The 12043-nt window shown below is 71.0% G+C and carries 14 protein-coding genes; 8 read left to right on the top strand and 6 right to left on the bottom strand.

All coding sequences use genetic code 11. The features are described from left to right. Positions 1–139: 139 nt before the first annotated feature. Positions 140–589 carry a hypothetical protein gene (locus ACFPQ9_RS00975; RefSeq protein WP_380844884.1) on the top strand — a complete coding sequence of 150 codons (450 nt, stop codon included), beginning with the start codon at positions 140–142 and terminating at the stop codon, positions 587–589. 3 nt (positions 590–592) lie between these two features. On the opposite strand, the gene ACFPQ9_RS00970 is transcribed toward ACFPQ9_RS00975, so the two are convergent. The 3 genes from ACFPQ9_RS00970 to ACFPQ9_RS00960 form a co-directional block, all read right to left on the bottom strand. After that, a complete protein-coding gene (locus tag ACFPQ9_RS00970; RefSeq protein ID WP_380844881.1) occupies positions 593–1753 on the bottom strand; it encodes an RNA polymerase sigma factor SigF in 1161 nt (386 codons plus the stop codon). Positions 1754–1770: 17 nt separating this feature from the next. After that, positions 1771–2184 (bottom strand): ATP-binding protein, encoded by a 414-nt coding sequence (locus ACFPQ9_RS00965; RefSeq protein ID WP_004925829.1) that lies wholly within the window; start codon positions 2182–2184, stop codon positions 1771–1773. Between the two features lie 271 nt (positions 2185–2455). Continuing rightward, positions 2456–2716 (bottom strand): UBP-type zinc finger domain-containing protein, encoded by a 261-nt coding sequence (locus tag ACFPQ9_RS00960; protein ID WP_380844877.1) that lies wholly within the window; start codon positions 2714–2716, stop codon positions 2456–2458. 119 nt (positions 2717–2835) lie between these two features. On the opposite strand from ACFPQ9_RS00960, the gene ACFPQ9_RS00955 reads away from it, so the two are divergent. Beyond that, entirely contained in the window at positions 2836–4431 is a 1596-nt protein-coding gene (locus ACFPQ9_RS00955) for a Na+/H+ antiporter (RefSeq protein WP_380844874.1), read from the top strand. Between the two features lie 7 nt (positions 4432–4438). On the opposite strand, the gene ACFPQ9_RS00950 is transcribed toward ACFPQ9_RS00955, so the two are convergent. Together ACFPQ9_RS00950 and ACFPQ9_RS00945 are read right to left on the bottom strand one after the other, a co-directional pair. Then, the gene (locus ACFPQ9_RS00950) at positions 4439–5365 is read right to left on the bottom strand and encodes a 1-aminocyclopropane-1-carboxylate deaminase/D-cysteine desulfhydrase (RefSeq protein ID WP_380844871.1); all 927 of its coding nucleotides are present in this window, start codon (positions 5363–5365) and stop codon (positions 4439–4441) included. A 32-nt stretch (positions 5366–5397) separates the two neighbouring features. Next, the gene (locus ACFPQ9_RS00945; protein ID WP_380844868.1) at positions 5398–5988 is read right to left on the bottom strand and encodes an N-acetylmuramoyl-L-alanine amidase; all 591 of its coding nucleotides are present in this window, start codon (positions 5986–5988) and stop codon (positions 5398–5400) included. 295 nt (positions 5989–6283) lie between these two features. Between ACFPQ9_RS00945 and ACFPQ9_RS00940 the strand changes: the two genes are divergently transcribed. The 3 genes from ACFPQ9_RS00940 (at position 6284) to ACFPQ9_RS00930 (ending at position 9949) form a co-directional block, all read left to right on the top strand. Beyond that, on the top strand, positions 6284–7690 hold the full coding sequence (locus tag ACFPQ9_RS00940) for a family 2B encapsulin nanocompartment shell protein (RefSeq protein ID WP_380844865.1): 1407 nt from the start codon (positions 6284–6286) through the stop codon (positions 7688–7690). Positions 7691–7792: 102 nt separating this feature from the next. Further along, complete coding sequence (locus ACFPQ9_RS00935) at positions 7793–8932, top strand: family 2 encapsulin nanocompartment cargo protein polyprenyl transferase (RefSeq protein ID WP_380844862.1); 1140 nt, start codon at positions 7793–7795, stop codon at positions 8930–8932. Between the two features lie 423 nt (positions 8933–9355). Further along, on the top strand, positions 9356–9949 hold the full coding sequence (locus tag ACFPQ9_RS00930; protein ID WP_380844859.1) for a GNAT family N-acetyltransferase: 594 nt from the start codon (positions 9356–9358) through the stop codon (positions 9947–9949). A gap of 32 nt (positions 9950–9981) precedes the next feature. Here the strand turns inward: ACFPQ9_RS00930 and ACFPQ9_RS00925 are convergent, their stop codons facing one another. Further along, positions 9982–10572: a TetR/AcrR family transcriptional regulator gene (locus ACFPQ9_RS00925; RefSeq protein ID WP_380844856.1), complete on the bottom strand. Its 591-nt coding sequence runs from the start codon at positions 10570–10572 to the stop codon at positions 9982–9984. Positions 10573–10696: 124 nt separating this feature from the next. Between ACFPQ9_RS00925 and ACFPQ9_RS00920 the strand changes: the two genes are divergently transcribed. From ACFPQ9_RS00920 to ACFPQ9_RS00910, 3 genes are all read left to right on the top strand, one after another. Continuing rightward, the gene (locus ACFPQ9_RS00920) at positions 10697–11281 is read left to right on the top strand and encodes a dihydrofolate reductase family protein (protein ID WP_380844853.1); all 585 of its coding nucleotides are present in this window, start codon (positions 10697–10699) and stop codon (positions 11279–11281) included. 27 nt (positions 11282–11308) lie between these two features. After that, positions 11309–11524 carry a hypothetical protein gene (locus ACFPQ9_RS00915; RefSeq protein WP_380844850.1) on the top strand — a complete coding sequence of 72 codons (216 nt, stop codon included), beginning with the start codon at positions 11309–11311 and terminating at the stop codon, positions 11522–11524. Between the two features lie 96 nt (positions 11525–11620). Continuing rightward, positions 11621–12037 (top strand): YciI family protein, encoded by a 417-nt coding sequence (locus ACFPQ9_RS00910; protein WP_380844847.1) that lies wholly within the window; start codon positions 11621–11623, stop codon positions 12035–12037. The last annotated feature ends 6 nt before the right edge of the window (positions 12038–12043 follow it).

Genomic DNA, 12043 nt, shown 5'->3' with positions numbered 1-12043 from the left:
GCAGCGTACCTACTGGGGGGTACCGGGCACAGGCCGAGGTAGGGATCAAGTAAGAGATGGGGCGTGAGCCTGCCCACGGCCCGGCGGCCGAGGGGACTGCGTCGGCCGGTTCGATTGTGGCGCGGGCTACCCTTCAGGGGTGACCAAGGAGCAGAGCCCCACCACCCCGGAAACCGCCGGCCCGCGTCCGCGGCGGCTGACGTATGCGGCCGTGCTGACCGCGCTGGAAGGCGTGGGTCTCACCGTCGGGGGAGTCTGGGTGCTCGTGCTGGGGCTCGCCGGTGAGCCCGACGACCGCCGGCAGGCCGTCACTCTCGGCGTGACCCTGGTCGTGCTCGCGCTGCTGCCGCTGCTCGCCGCGCGCGGGCTGTTCGCTCAGCGCGGCTGGAGCCGGGGGCCGTCCATCATCACGCAGATCCTGGCGCTGCCGGTGGCCTACAGCCTGTTGCAGGCCGACAGCATCGCGATCCCGGCGGGCATCGCGATCGCCGCCGCCGCGATCGCCACGCTCGTGCTCCTGATCAACCCGGCGACGACCGAGGCCCTCGGGATCCGGGGGCCCGGCAGCGCGCCGGATCAGCAGAAGTAGCCGCTACTCCTCCACCAGCAGCTTCTCCCGGAGCTGGGCCAGGGTGCGGGCCAGCAGTCGGGAGACGTGCATCTGGGAGATGCCGACCTCCTGCGCGATCTGCGACTGGGTCATGTTGCCGAAGAAGCGCAGCAAGAGGATCCGCTTCTCGCGCGGCGGGAGGTCCTCAAGCAGTGGCTTGAGGGACTCGCGGTACTCGACGCCCTCCAGCGCCTCGTCCTCCGCGCCCAGGGTGTCCGCGACCGCGGGGGACTCGTCGTCGGTGTCGGGGACGTCCAGGGACAGCGTGGAGTACGCGTTCGCGGACTCCAGGCCCTCCAGGACCTCCTCCTCCGAGATCGCCAGCTTCTCGGCGAGCTCATGGACGGTCGGGGAACGGCCGTGCTGCTGGGACAGCTCGGCGGTGGCGGTGGTGAGCGCGAGGCGCAGCTCCTGCAGGCGCCGCGGAACGCGCACCGCCCAGCCCTTGTCCCGGAAGTGGCGCTTGATCTCACCGACGACCGTCGGGGTCGCGTAGGTCGAGAACTCGACGCCGCGGTCCGGGTCGAAGCGGTCGACGGACTTGATCAGACCGATGGTGGCGACCTGGGTGAGGTCGTCGAGGGGTTCGCCGCGGTTGCGGAAGCGGCGTGCGAGGTGCTCGACGAGCGGCAGGTGCATACGGACCAGCTGGTTGCGCAGCTCCGCGTACTCCGGGCTGCCGTCCTTCAGCTTGCGCAGCTCGACGAACAGGGCGCGTGCCCCGCTGCGGTCCTGCGGGTCGTGCTGCGTGGCCTGCGCGCTGGGCGCGGCCGTCGCCTGGTGGTCGGCGTCTCGCTCGTGCTCGCTCATCGTCCCGCCCGTCGCCCTCTCCCGAGCCCTCGCCTCCGTCCTCACTCTCGACTTCGGTCGAGCGGGAGGACCCCCGGGGACCGGGGACACCCCGATTCGCCCGCCCAGAGGCGCGCCCTGCACAGCACCGTCGTCCCCCGGGCCGCCCTGGAAGCCGGTCACCACGGAGTCGTCCTCCGGGTGCGGCCGGGCCTGCTCGGGGATGCCGTCGATGCCGTCCGCCATGCGTCGGGAACCGCTCGGGCCGTCAGGGCCCGCTCCCGCACTCCCGGCTCCGCCCGAGCAGGAGGGAGTGTCCGGCAGCTCCCGTGTGCCGCGCTCTTCGTCCCGCACCGGCCCGTCCCCGTTCCTCACGCCGGCCCGGGTCCCGCGCCGCGCTGTTTGTAGAGGCTGATCGAAACGGTTTTGTCCTCGTCCACGGCGGAGGAGACCTTGCCCGCGAGAGCCGACAGCACGGTCCAGGCGAAGGTGTCCCTGGAGGGGGCGTGGCCGTCCGTGGTCGGGGCCGAGACGGTGACCTCGAGCGAGTCGTCGACGAGCCGGAAGACACAGCTGAGAACGGAGCCGGGCACGGCCTGCTGGAGCAGGATCGCGCAGGCCTCGTCCACCGCGATGCGCAGGTCCTCGATCTCGTCGAGGGTGAAGTCCAAACGGGCGGCGAGGCCGGCGGTCGCCGTACGCAGCACCGACAGGTAGGCACCCGCGGCCGGCAGCCGGACTTCCACGAAGTCCTGGGTCGCGGGCTCGCCTGCGATCTGGGACACCCTCACCTCCAAGGTGGTACAAGCTTTCTCGGGGCCGAGGGTCGCCCCCCGGGGTAACGCGATGTGTGGTTCAGCGGTGACGCTATCGCGCTCTGAACTTTCCTGTCCCCAGGACCCCAACCCCTTGCTGTCACTCATAGTAAACACACGGATACGCTCCGTGGCTAGGGGGTCTGCGGGCCCAATTGGGAAGAGCGCGCGCCGGTTTGACGTACCCAGGCGTCAGACGGTCGAACCGTCCGGATCCCCAGTCGTCCAGCGTACGTCGGTGTCACACCAGTACGTGGTCGACAAAGCACCAACGCCATTGCTCGCCGGGCTCGAAGGTCCGCATGATCGGGTGCCCGGACTCCTTGTGGTGCTCCGTGGCGTGCCGGCCCGGCGAGGAGTCGCAGCAGGCGACGTGACCGCAGGTGAGGCACAGCCGCAGCTGCACCGGGTGCCGGCCCTCCGCCAGACACTCGGGACAGGTCTCGTCGAGCGGACCTGGTTCCGGGTGCGGCAGCGCGTCGGCGTGCGTGCACTGTTTCATGATTGCCAGGTTACGACGGCCACGCGCACACCCGCGCGGAAAATCGAGGCCGGGCTGGTTGAGTGTGGGCAGCGGCGCGGTGGCGCCGGTGACGGTGCGGGTGAGGGTGGGCGAGTCGTATGGATGTGATGCCGCTGCTGTTGCTGGTGGCGGGGAGCGCCGCCGTGGCCGCGGCCGCTCGGCGCTCACCGGTGCCGGCGCCGCTGCTGCTGGTCGCGGCCGGGCTCGCCGTGTCGTACGTGCCCGGGGTGCCCGAGTACACCCTCGACCCGCACATCGTGCTGCCGCTGGTGCTGCCGCCGCTGCTGCACAGCGCGGCGACGGACAGCTCGTACCTCGATCTGCGGGCGCAGCTGCGGCCCGTGATGCTGCTGTCGGTCGGGTACGTGCTCTTCGCGACCTTCGCCGTCGGCTGGTTGGCCTATCTCGTCATCCCGGAGCTGCCGCTGACCGCGGCACTGGTGCTGGGCGCGGTGGTGGCGCCGCCGGACGCGGTCGCCGCGACGGCGGTCGCGCGCCGGGTGGGACTGCCGTCCCGGGTCACCACGATCCTGCAGGGCGAGTCCCTGGTGAACGACGCCACCGCGATCACCGCCTACCGAGTGGCCCTCGCGGCCGCCGTCGGAGAGGGCGCCACCTGGGCCGGCGGCATCGGGGAGTTCCTGCTCGCGGCGTTCGGCGGCATCGGTGTGGGGCTGGTGCTGATGGTGCCGATCCACTGGCTGCGCACCCATGTGAAGGAGGCGCTGCTGCAGAACACGCTCTCGCTGCTGATCCCGTTCGTCGCGTACGCCGCCGCCGAGCAGGTGCACGCCTCCGGAGTGCTGGCCGTCGTGGTCGTCGCGCTCTATCTGGGGCACCGCGCGTGGGAGGTCGACTTCGCCACCCGGCTCCAGGAGGAGGCGGTGTGGAAGATGGTCGCCTTCGTGCTGGAGTCGGCCGTGTTCGCGCTGATCGGGTTGCAGCTGCCGGTGGTCCTCAAGGGCCTCGGTGAGTACGAGGGCACCCGTGCCGCCTGGTACGCGCTCGCGGTCTTCCTCGTGGTCGTCGTCTCGCGGTTCGTGTGGGTGTATCCGGCGACGTTCCTGCCGCGCATGCTGTCGGCGCGGATCCGGGAGCGTGAGGCGAATCCGACGTGGCGGGGCGCGTTCATCATCTCCTGGGCCGGCATGCGAGGGGTCGTCTCGCTGGCGATCGCCTTCTCGATCCCGCTCACCGTGCACGGCGGCGACGAGTTCCCCGAGCGCAACCTCATCCTCTTCCTGACGTTCACGACGGTCATCGGCACCCTGGTCGTGCAGGGGGTGACGCTGCCGCCGCTGATCCGCATGCTGCGGCTGCCCGGCCGTGACGCCCAGGCCGAGACCCTGGCCGAGGCGAACGCCCAGGCACAGGCGTCCCGCATCGCCGAACAGCGTCTGGAGGAACTCCTCTCCGACGAGCGCAACGCCCTGCCCGAGCCGCTGGCCGACCGACTGCGGGCCGTCCTGGAGCGCCGCCGCAACTCCGTCTGGGAGCGTCTCGGCCAGGCCAACCCCATCACCGGCGAGTCCGTCGACGACACCTACCGCAGGCTGTCCCGCGACGTGATCGGCGCCGAACGCGCGGTCTTCGTGCGGCTGCGCGACGGCCGCTACATCGACGACGAGATGCTGCGCACGCTGCTGCGCAGGCTGGACCTGGAGGAGGCGGCGGCCTACCGGGAGGCCGAGTGAGGGCCCCTCAGGAGGGGAACGGCGACCCGGTGACGACCGCCGCGACCACCGTCCCGCGCGGGAAGGCGCCCTCCTCGGCCAGGGTGACAAGCCCATACAGCAACTTGGCGACATAGAGACGTTCGACGGGCACTTTGTGCCGCTGTTCGAAGTCCTTCGCGAACGTGTCCAGTTCGGGGGACGTGCGGGCGTACCCCCCGAAGTGGAACCGGTCGTCGAGCCGCCAGTCACCCCGCGGTCCGCCGAACGCCTCGGTCTGCAAGTGCCGTACGTCGTCCCCCAGGAAGCCGCCCTTGAGCACGGGTACGCCCAGGGTCCGCTGGCCGGGGTCGAGGCCGGCGGCCAATCCGGCCAGCGTCCCGCCCGTGCCGCAGGCGACCGCGACCACGTCGGCCCGCCCGCGCAGCTCCTCGCCGAGCGCCCGGCATCCCCGTACGGCAAGGGCGTTGCTGCCGCCCTCGGGGACGACGTACGCGTCCTGGACGCCGGCCGCGCGCAGGACGGCGGCCAGGGTGCGTGGCTCGGACTTCTGGCGGTACGTCGATCTGTCGACGAAGTGCAGACGCATGCCGTCGGCCACGCACCGGGCGAGTGACGGGTTCAGGGGCCGGTCGGCCAGCTCCTGGCCGCGCACCACCCCGACCGTGGGCAGGCCCAGGAGGCGGCCCGCGGCGGCGGTGGCGCGCAGGTGGTTGGAGTAGGCGCCGCCGAAGGTGAGCACGGTGCGGCCGGCGGCGGCTTCGAGGTTCGGCGCGAGTTTGCGCCACTTGTTGCCGATCAGCTCCGGGTGGATCAGGTCGTCCCGCTTGAGCAGCAGACGCAGGCCGCGACGGGTGAAACGCTCGTCCGCCGGCTCCTGCAGGGGAGAGGGGAGCCGGGGGCGGAGGGTGGTGAGGTCGGGCGCGGTGTGGGGGCCGGTGTCGGGGCTGGGCACCTGTTCATTGTCGCGCGCACGCCGATGACGCCCTACCTCAGGCGCTCGCCGATCCGCTCGCGCATCCAGGCCATCGTGAATCCCCGTGGATCCACCTTCCCGGGCTGCCATTCCAGATGGCCGATCACCGACCGTTCCGTCCAGCCGTGATGGCGGCAGACGGCCGCCGAGACGCGTTCGATCGCTTCCAGCTGGGGCTGCGGCCAGGGATCCTGCCCGTCGCCCAGGTTCTCGCACTCGAAGCCGTAGAAGTGGCGGTTGCCGTCGGTGTTGGCCTCGTTGTCGGCCGGCAGGGCCGTCTCCGCGATGACCGCGCGCAGCACGTCGTCGTCGCCGAGACCGGCGTGGTTGGCGCGGCCGTAGCCCACGAGGTGGACCCTGCCGTCCTTGGTGATGACGCCGTGGCAGAGGGGGCCCGGCAGCCCCTCGTAGCCGTTGCGGCACAGCTCCACCGTCCGGGCGCTGCCCTGGGTCACCGTGTGATGGATCATCACGCCGTGGACGGGGCCCCACGGGCCCACGTGATTGCGGTTGTGGTGCTCCCAGTCGCCGACCTCGACGATGCTCGCGCCCTCGGTCCGAAGTCTCTCCAGGAATCTGCTCGCGGACATGGGTGTGGCCATGGCCGCCCCCTTCGTGCCGTGCGTCGGCCGCCGTGCGCGGCCGCCTCGTACTGGTGCTCTACCGAAAACGGGCAGACGGGACTCCTCGCATCGCACGGTGTGCGAGCGGTTTTGGACAGTTGCAGACGGGACCAACAGTGGACAAGGTCCCTCTATTTGCCCACTGCCCAGTGATCCATTCCCGCTCTTTCGGGTAATAGCACCGACACGCTCAGTAATGGAAGGCTCGGGTGGTGCAGATGGCGATGCGTGGCGTCAGATCGGCGTCGACGCATGAGCGGGAGGGCAATTCCTTATGTCGGTAGGCGAAGAGGTCCGCACGGAGCAGGACAAGCCGCAGCAGAGTCTTGGCACAGCGGCCGCGCGGAACCTGGCCACCACGACCAAGTCCGCGCCACAGATGCAGGAGATCAGTTCCCGCTGGCTGCTGCGCATGCTGCCCTGGGTGAACGTGCAGGGCGGCACGTACCGCGTGAACCGGCGTCTGACGTACGCCGTCGGCGACGGCCGCATCACCTTCGTCAAAACCGGTGATCGCGTCGAGGTCGTCCCCGCCGAGCTGTGCGAACTGCCGGCGCTGCGGTCGTACGAGGACGAGGACGTGCTCGCCGAACTCGCCTCCCGCTGCCAGCAGCGGGAGTTCGCCGCGGGTTCCGTGATCGCCTCGTTCGGCAGCCGGACCGACGAGGTGCTCCTGCTCGCGCACGGCAGGGTGGAGAAACTCGGCACCGGCCCCTACGGGGAGGACGAGTCCCTCGCGGTCCTCGCCGACGGCGCCTACCTCGGTGATCAGGCCCTGCTCGACGCCGACGCCATCTGGGAGTACTCCGTGCGCGCGGTCACCGCCTGCACGATGCTGGTGCTGCCCCGGCAGAGCGTCGAACAGGTCGCGGAGCGCGCCGACTCGCTGCGCGAGCACATCGAACGGCTGCGCGCGATCCCGGAACAGCGCAGCAACAAGTACGGCGAGCGGGAGATCGAACTCGCGGCCGGCCACAGCGGCGAGCCCGACATCCCGCACACCTTCGTGGACTACGAGGCAAGGCCCCGTGAGTACGAACTGAGCGTCGCCCAGACCGTGCTGCGCATCCACTCGCGCGTGGCCGACCTCTACAACCAGCCGATGAACCAGACCGAGCAGCAGCTCCGGCTGACCGTGGAGGCCCTGAAGGAGCGCCAGGAGCACGAGCTCATCAACAACCGCGAGTTCGGACTGCTCAACAACTGCGAGTACGACCAGCGGCTGCAGCCCCACGACGGTGTGCCCAGCCCCGACGACATGGACGAACTGCTGTGCCGGCGCCGCGGCACCAAGCTGTTCCTCGCCCACCCGCGCGCGATCTCGGCGTTCGGGCGTGAGCTCAACAAGCGCGGGCTGGTGCCGGAGACCATCGAGATGGCCGGCAACCGCATCCCGACCTGGCGCGGTGTGCCGATCTTCCCGTGCAACAAGATCCCGGTCAGCGACGCCCGCACCACCTCGATCATCGCGATGCGTACGGGCGAGTCCGAGCAGGGCGTCATCGGCCTGCAGCAGTCGGGCATCCCGGACGAGATCGAGCCGAGCCTGTCCTGCCGCTTCATGGGCATCAACGAACAGGCCATCATCAAGTATCTGGTGACGGCGTACTACTCGGCCGCCGTCCTGGTGCCGGACGCCCTCGGCGTGCTGGAGAACGTCGAGATCGGGCGCTGGCGGTGACCTTTCCGCCGTGTTCCGCGTCCCTCGCGTGGGTAGACCCTCGGGGTAGGCGCCCAGCCGTAGCGGAAGTGCCACTGTCCGCCGACTCTCCGAGGCGATGCCATGGGTGAGTTCATGACGGAGACGCAGCAACGCCCTGCCGGGGCGCGGCCGTCCACCGAGACGCTCGAAAGGCGGGGGCCCATCGCGATCGACGGGGACGGCACGCCGGGTCCGCTCGACGGCCCCGAGGCGGCGGTGATCCTGGAGGGTGCGCGGGCCTCGGTCGACCCCGAACTGCGCGCCGCCATCGAGTCGTTGCCGCCGTCCATGCGCCGGATCGCGCTCTACCACTTCGGCTGGGTGCACCCGGACGGCACTCCGGCGGCCGGCAACGCGGGCAAGGCGATCCGTCCCGCTCTCGTCCTCACGGCGGCCGCCGCGCTCGGCGGACCGAGGGCGCGGGCGGCGGCCGTACGGGTGGCGGTCGCGGTGGAGCTGGTCCACAACTTCACCCTGCTGCACGACGACGTGATGGACCAGGACGCCGTCCGCCGGCACCGGCCCACCGTATGGGCCGTGTTCGGCCAGGCCGACGCGATCCTCGCCGGGGACGCCCTCCAGGCGCTCGCCCTGCGGCTGCTCGCCGAGGACCCGCACCCGGCGTCCGCCGCCGCGGCTGCCCGGCTCGCGGACTGCGTGGTCGAGCTGTGCGCAGGACAGCATGCGGACACGGCGCTGGAGAGGCGCGGCCCGGCCGAGGTCGGCCTCGAAGAGGTGCTCGCCATGGCCGAGGCCAAGACCGGCGCGCTGCTCGGGTGCGCCTGTGCGCTGGGCGGGCTCTACGCGGGCGCGGCACCGGAGGACGTGGCGGCGCTGGACGCGTTCGGCCGTGAGGCCGGGCTCGCCTTCCAGCTCATCGACGACGTGATCGGTATATGGGGCGACCCGAGCCGCACCGGCAAACCCGCCGGTGCGGACCTCGCCGCCCGCAAGAAATCCCTGCCGGTGGTCGCCGCGCTGACCTCCGGGGGTCCGGCGGCGGCGGAGCTGGCCGCACTGTACGAGTTGCCGTACGACAAGGAGGACCTGCAGCGCACGGCGCTCGTCGTGGAGCGGGCGGGTGGCCGTGACTGGGCGCAGGCCCAGGCCGCCGACCGGATGGCCCGGGCCATGCAGGAGCTGGCCCGCGCGGTGCCGGACCCGCAGGACGCGGGAGGCCTGCTGGCTCTGGCGGAATTCGTGACACGGCGCAGCAGCTGAGGGCTGCGGCGGCCGCCTGCCGTACTGTGCGAGACGGTGGGCGGCAGCCGCACCCCGTGACACCGCGGCGGTCGGCGACCGCGCCCGTCGAGGGCGCGGAAGCCGACGGCCGTAGCGACTCCGGGGCGCCGGGGCCGTACGGTTCCTGACCCCGTACGGCCGGCCGGCGGCTCCGGACCGGCGGGTCCCGCACATCCCCACGGTGTGCGGGGCCCGTCCTTGTGTTCCGGCGCGATCGGGTGGGTGAGGCCGTATTCGCCGCGCGCGAGGCCGTGTTCCCGGCGCGTGATGCCGTTTCTCCGGCGCGCGAGGCCGGATCTCGTCGCAACGGCCGGATCTCGTCAAAATGCGGCCGGGGACGCCGTGCCCACGGCATTCGCCCTACGATCAAGGCCGGTTGAGACGAAGGGGCGGGTACACATCATGGGCGTCGCGATCCGGTCGGCGGGCGAGGAGGACCGGGAGCTGGTGGTGGGGCTGCTGGACGCGGCCTTCCAGGACGACCCGGTCAGCGGCTGGGTGTTCCCGGGCGACGAGCACCGCCGCAGCGCGCACCCCAGGCTGATGGCGGCCTTCACCGACATCGTGCTCGCCCATGGCCGGATAGACGTCACCGAGGACGGCACGGCGTGCGCGTTGTGGATGTCCGTGCCGGCCGAGGCGCACGAGGAGGACGACGAAGGGCCCGCCCGGCTGCGCGAGGCCGTCGACCCGGCGAACGAGCGCGTCGAGCAGATAGGCCGGCTCACGGCCGCCATCCATCCGGAGGGCGAGGCCCACGAGTATCTGTGGATGATCGGCACCGTGCCCGGGCGGCAGGGCGAGGGACTCGGCACCGCACTCATCACCTCGGTCCTCGAACGCTGCGACCAGGAGGGTGTCGCCGCCTACCTGGAGGCGAGCAGCGCCCGCAGCCGGCGCCTGTACGAGCGGCTCGGCTTCGCGCTCAAGGGCAGCCCCCTCGATCTCCCGGACGGCCCGCAGATGTGGCCCATGTGGCGCGATCCGCGCGGCTGAGCCCGGCCGCTCTCCATCGCTCGGGCACGACGTCATCGCTCGGGCACGATCGTCGCCGCGATCCGCTCCACCAGCCCGTCCGGCACGCCCACCCCGGGCAGTACGCCCTCCAGCACGTCCGGCAGGGTCAGATGCTCCAGGAGCAGCCCGAGCATCGCGAGATACAGGACCGTGACGACCTCGTCGCCGCCGGGCAGTCCGGCGCCGCGGTGGAACTCGATGGCCTCGTCGAGGTCGCCGCGCACCGACTTGGTGAAGGACGAGCGCAGTTCCGGGTGCCGGGAGGCCTCCAGGCGCATCTCCAGCAGGGCCAGATAGCCCGTGCGGTCGCTGGTCGCGCGGGCCATGAGGTCGTGCATGAAGGCGCTGACCAGGGAGCGGTCCTTCGGCCGGGTCAGCAGCCCGGCGATCACCTCCGGATCGGGCGCGAGCCGCAGATGCAGCCGGGCGTCGATCTGCCGGAGCAGGTCGTCGCGCCCGGTGAAGTAGTTGGAAGCGGTGCCGACCGGCACCCCCGCCTCGGCGTCCACCGCGCGGAACGTCAGCCCGCGCGCCCCCTGACGAGCGAGCACCTCGACGCCCGCGTCGACGAGGGCGGCCCGGCGCTCCGGATTGCCCGCCATTCGGAATCCCCTCTCTCACTTCAAGCCGCTCGGGAAAAGCCCTTGCAACCACTACAAGCGAAGTACTACAACTGAAGCACTACAACCGGAGTGGTTGTTGGACACCCTACGAAAAGAGACCGGCTTGCGAAAGCTCACCTACTTCATCGCCTGCTCCATCGACGGCTTCATCGGCGACCCGAGCGGTGACGCGACGGCGATGTACCCGTTCGTCGACGCGGAGTTCCTGGAGTTCCTCAAGACGGAGCACCCGGAGACCGTGTCGACCCCCGGCCGGCGCGCCCTCGGCTTCGACGACCTGCCCAACCGGCGGTTCGACACGGTCATCCAGGGCCGCAGCAGCTACGACCTGGCCCTGAAGGACGGCATCACCAGCCCGTACGCCCATCTGCGCCAGTACGTCGCCTCGCGCACCCTCACCGAGTCGCCCGACCCGCAGGTCGAGATCGTCGCGGACGACGTGGTCGGCAAGGTCCGCGAACTGAAGGCGGAGGACGGCGAGTTGGGCATCTATCTGTGCGGCGGCTCGCAGCTCGCCGGCGCGCTGTTCGACGAGATCGACGAACTCGTCATCAAGACCTACCCCATCGTCTACGGCAGCGGCATGCCGATGTTCGGCTCGGACTTCGCCGTCACGGAGTTCATCCACGAAGAGGTGCGCGCGTTCCGCAACGGAGCCGTGGTTCGGACGTACAGCAGGAAGCGCTGAGCCCTCTCCCGCCCTACTCTGAGGAGCATGGGCAGCCAAGAGCACGTCTGTCCCGACTGCGGACAGCCCGTCGACACCGTCGTCAAGCGCCACAAGACACTGGGCGCCTGGGTTCCCACCTGGGTGGGTGGCCCGTGCCGGAACCCCGATTGCGCCGCCTATGTCGAGGAAGGCGCCGCCGAGCACGAGGAGAAACCCGGGCCGGACGAGCAGCCCGAGGCACCCGCCGCGAAAAATTCCTGAACCCCATGTCGAGAATCCCGGCCCGGCTCCGACGTCCCCTGTGAGAGCCGCCCACCGAGGGTGGCCCGAGCCGACGGAAACAGAAGGAGCGGACCGATGAAGTACCTGGTCATGGTGCAGGGCACGCAGGCGGACTACGAGGCGATGCAGGGCAAGGGGTCCGAGGGGTCCGTGGCCTGGAGCCAGGAGGACATCCAGGCGATGTTCGCCCATATGCAGGGCATCAACGACGACCTCGCCGAGAGCGGCGAGATGATCGACGCACAGGGGCTGGTCGAGCCCGCGAAGACGCGGCACGTCACCCTGGGCGACGACGGCAAGGCGGTGATCACCGACGGCCCGTACAGCGAGACCAAGGAGCTGCTGGCCGGCTACTGGGTGCTGGACTGCGCGAGCCTGGAGCGGGTCACCGAGATCGCCGAGCGCGTCCTGCAGTGCCCCCAGCCTGCCGGGGCCCCCGTGTACCCGGTGGTGATCCGGCCCATCGGCGAGGCCCCGGAAGACATCGGCTGAGCCGTA

Origin of the sequence: Streptomyces coerulescens, from assembly GCF_042657965.1 — a bacterium.
GTDB lineage: Bacteria > Actinomycetota > Actinomycetes > Streptomycetales > Streptomycetaceae > Streptomyces > Streptomyces coerulescens.
Note: the sequence above shows the minus strand (reverse complement) of the source record. Positions and strands in the feature narration are given on the sequence as shown.